General features: G+C 46.9%; 3 protein-coding genes and 2 pseudogenes. 3 read left to right on the forward strand and 2 right to left on the reverse strand.

Annotated elements, in window-relative coordinates; all coding sequences use genetic code 11:
• Nucleotides 1-288 precede the first annotated feature (288 nt).
• The 3 genes from BZG14_RS14815 to arfB all read left to right on the forward strand — a co-directional run bounded on the left by BZG14_RS14815 (nt 289) and on the right by arfB (nt 3,286).
• Nucleotides 289-1,911 (forward strand): methyl-accepting chemotaxis protein, encoded by a 1,623-nt coding sequence (locus BZG14_RS14815; protein WP_077609103.1) that lies wholly within the window; start codon nt 289-291, stop codon nt 1,909-1,911.
• Nucleotides 1,912-2,074: 163 nt separating this feature from the next.
• Nucleotides 2,075-2,770, forward strand: a complete 696-nt coding sequence (locus tag BZG14_RS14820; RefSeq protein ID WP_077486823.1) for a pirin family protein — start codon at nt 2,075-2,077, stop codon at nt 2,768-2,770.
• A 102-nt stretch (nt 2,771-2,872) separates the two neighbouring features.
• Nucleotides 2,873-3,286, forward strand: coding sequence for an alternative ribosome rescue aminoacyl-tRNA hydrolase ArfB (gene arfB / locus BZG14_RS14825; RefSeq protein WP_077609104.1), 414 nt, complete (start codon nt 2,873-2,875; stop codon nt 3,284-3,286).
• A 5-nt stretch (nt 3,287-3,291) separates the two neighbouring features.
• On the opposite strand, the pseudogene BZG14_RS16155 reads toward arfB, so the two are convergent.
• Nucleotides 3,292-3,459 (reverse strand): annotated as a pseudogene (locus BZG14_RS16155) (GGDEF domain-containing protein); the annotation flags it as partial.
• A gap of 33 nt (nt 3,460-3,492) precedes the next feature.
• Nucleotides 3,493-3,656 (reverse strand): annotated as a pseudogene (locus BZG14_RS15970) (IS3 family transposase); the annotation flags it as partial.

Below are 3,656 nucleotides of genomic sequence, written 5' to 3' on the forward strand. Positions count from 1 at the left end.
GTTAAGCGATATCTTTAGCAGAGACGTTAAGCGATATCTTTAGCAGAGACAACGTGCAAGTGTCTTTTTTCTGCGGCCCTGTTGGCTTAATGCGCCAATGCGGGTCTAAGCCTTCTCATATCGCAGGCCCGCTTCATAGCATTCATGTTCCTTAACCTGACAGTACATCACTCAGGCATCCACTGATTAATAATCATCACTATCACTAAATCGTCTACGCTTAAGCTTGATATTGTTATAAAACACCTTTGCGCTGATTCATAAGCGCGAAGAACAGGAAAGCAGATAATGAAAGATCTTAGTGTTGTCAAAAAAATATGGCTCAGCTTTATCGCCGTTTTTATCGTTTTTGCTTCGGTTGCCGTTATCTTTATGATGGGTTTATCAACCTTAACTAAGGATATTAAACAACTGTCAGATATAAGTTTACCTTCAGTAGATATATTGAAAGGGATCCAGGTGGATGTCACCAAGGTTCGTAAAGATGAGTTTTCGTTACTCTCAAACAGTGATCACCCTCAATTACCACAATGGCTTGACACACTTGATCAATGGCGCGCCGATGTGCAAGCAGGCATTAAGGCTTATGAAGCCTTAGAGTTAACGTCGGAAGAGCGCCAGTCATTTACGACGTTTAAGAATACTTGGCGTCAGTATATTCAAGAAACACAGTCATACAACCGCTTGCTTAAAAGCGGAGATAGCGATGAAGCTAACCAGATCGTGTTAGCCAGTTTTGATACATACGTCAGTGCATTAGACGATCTGAATCAGGCCCTCAAACTGAATGATAAGCGAGTAAGTGAAATTATCGAAAACGCAAACCGAGAGGCTCGTACCGCTCAAATCAACTCAGCAATTGGTACCTTGGTGATTGTGTTGGTCATCTTAGCGTCGACCCTGATACTCTCTCGCTCTATCTCTCGCCCAATCGGTAAAGCGCTCGCGTTTGCTTCGAGTATTGCCCAAGGTCAGCTCGACAACAAATTTGATGAAAAGGATTTGTCCAAAGATGAGCTTGGTACCTTACTCAAAGAACTGGTAACGATGCAAAACAATCTTCACGGATTGGTATCAGAAATTAACGACTCTACCATTCAGCTAACCGCCGCCGTTGAAGAGGTGAGTGCAATTTCATCTCAAAATGCGTCAGGTATGCAAAACCAGCAACAAGAACTTGGGTCGGTGGCGTCTGCCATGACAGAAATGCAAGCCGCTGTCAGTGAAGTGGCGCAGAATACCGAAGAAGGCGCAACATCAGCGCATTCGGCAGCAGAGATTGCGAAAAAGGGGAGTGGGTCATTAGCCGATGCGATTAGTATTATTGAACGCGTATCTGGATTGATGCAAGACTCAGAAACATTAACAGAGCAACTGAAATCTAGCTCAGAGGACATTAATGTCGTGGTTGATGTGATTCGTGGTATTGCTGAGCAAACTAATTTACTTGCTTTGAATGCGGCGATAGAAGCAGCACGTGCCGGTGAGCAAGGCCGAGGGTTCGCCGTGGTAGCCGATGAGGTTCGCTCACTGGCACAGCGTACTCAAGAATCGACCGAGCAAATTGTTAATACCATCGAGACACTGCAAATAAACACAACCAAGGTCCGCGAATCCAGCCATGAATGCCAAACAGGCATTACGCAATGTGTAGAAACGGTGAGCAATACCGGCGAACAAATGCGGGAAATTGAAGTCTCTGTTGATGATATCGCCCAACGCAGCACACAAATTGCCACCGCCTGCAGTGAGCAAAGTTCTGTCTCTAACGAGCTCAACCGCAGTGTTGAAAACATTAATAGCGCGTCAACCGAAATGGCCGAGGGGGCAACACAAACAGCGATTGCCTGTGACCAAATCAGCAATCTTGCGCATAACTTAAAAACACGCATGGAAACATTTAAGCTTTAGTACATTATCTGACGCGTGCTATTTCTTCTGCACGATACTCGTTCAATGTTTTAGAACAAGATGCTCAATATTACGCCGTGTTCGCACGGCGTTTTTGTCTCTACACTGWTTTCATTGCTCAGCGTCACCGCTGTTCAACGTGGAATCAGTGAGGATAAGCATTATGATCACAGTACGTCATGCCAGCGATCGCGGTCAGGCCAACTTTGGCTGGCTACAAAGCCGCCATACTTTTTCATTTGGTAGCTATTACGATCCCCATCATATGGGCTTCTCTGCACTACGTGTGATCAATGATGATATCGTTTCACCCGCCGCAGGCTTTGACACCCACGGACACCGTGATATGGAGATCATCAGCCTGGTGCTGGAGGGGGCAATCGAACACAAAGACAGCCAAGACAACCGACAAACTCTACCCGCTGGCGAGTTCCAGCTGATGTCGGCTGGGCGTGGTATTTATCATAGTGAATATAATGCCTCGTCATCCCAGCCATTGCGCTTTTTACAGATTTGGATTGAACCTAACGAAAGAGGCGGAGAGCCGGGCTATCAGCAAAAAGATTTTGGCAACCAACCCGGCTTTACCGTCATTGCGACGCCAACGGGTGAGAATGGCTCGTTAAAAATAAAACAAGAGGCACGTTTGCTGCAACTTGTCTTGGCGCCGAGTGAGTCTGTTACCTTCGCTTTGGGGACAGGACGCAACGCCTATGTGCATCAAGTCGCGGGCACTCTTAAGGTTGAAAACACATCTCTTTCTCCCGGTGATGGTGCGAAAGTCGAAGGTATCCGTCACATCACCTTTAGTAATATCGGCAACGAAATCAGCCAAACACTGGTATTTGATTTACCCTAAAGTGCCGATTAACGACTCAAAAAGACTCGGCCTGCTGGCTTATTTGCGCCACAGGCCTAATGCTATGTACACTGCGCGCCTCTTGTTAATATTTGAGGCCGTATGCTGACTCTATCCAACAAAGTAGCGATTCCCGACAGTGAAATTGAGCTCACGGCCATCCGCGCCGCTGGGAAAGGCGGACAAAACGTCAATAAAATGTCGAGTGCCATTCATTTGCGCTTTGATATTCACGCCTCGTCACTGCCTGATGCCTACAAAACACGCTTAATGACGCTGTCCGATTCACGCATCTCCAAAGATGGCGTCGTGGTGATCAAAGCGCAAAACTACCGCACCCAAGAGCTAAACCGAGAAGACGCGTTAGAACGCCTCGCTACGCTAATTAAAAGCGCGATGGTGGAGCAGAAAAAACGCAAGCCAACTCGGCCAACCAAAGCGTCACAACGCCGCCGCGTAGAATCCAAAAAGCGTAAGAGCCAGACTAAGTCTTTGCGCGGTAAAGTGGCGCCTTAACCCTTTCACGCCACCACTTTATTCCGACCACCCGCTTTAGCCGCATACAAATTCGCATCTGCTTGGCAATTGATGTCTTGCGCACATTCTGATGCCTCGCTYTGCGTGACCCCGATACTGACCGTAACTGGAATGGCGCGCTGCTGATAAAAAATGGGGGTTTTCGCAATACGCTTACGGACTAAACGCCCATCGGTTTGTAGTGGTCAAGAAAAACTGGCCACCGGTTTATAGTTAATCCAGTATTTTTCCTCTGCCAGGTTCGGACTCATACCGCTATTATGCTGATGTGGCCTAAGTTGGCTGTAATACCCGATTAAATATTTCAGTATATGCGCTTGAGCCTGCGAAAATGAACGGTAACCATAAG

Source organism: Salinivibrio sp. IB282 (assembly GCF_001995685.1).
Lineage (GTDB): Bacteria > Pseudomonadota > Gammaproteobacteria > Enterobacterales > Vibrionaceae > Salinivibrio > Salinivibrio kushneri.

What these genes read in the sequence shown, in the direction of transcription:
- BZG14_RS14815 (WP_077609103.1), top strand. Translation starts at nt 289, where the DNA reads ATGAAAGATCTTAGTGTTGTCAAAAAAATATGGCTCAGCTTTATCGCC.
- BZG14_RS14820 (WP_077486823.1), top strand. Translation starts at nt 2,075, where the DNA reads ATGATCACAGTACGTCATGCCAGCGATCGCGGTCAGGCCAACTTTGGC.
- arfB (WP_077609104.1), top strand. Translation starts at nt 2,873, where the DNA reads ATGCTGACTCTATCCAACAAAGTAGCGATTCCCGACAGTGAAATTGAG.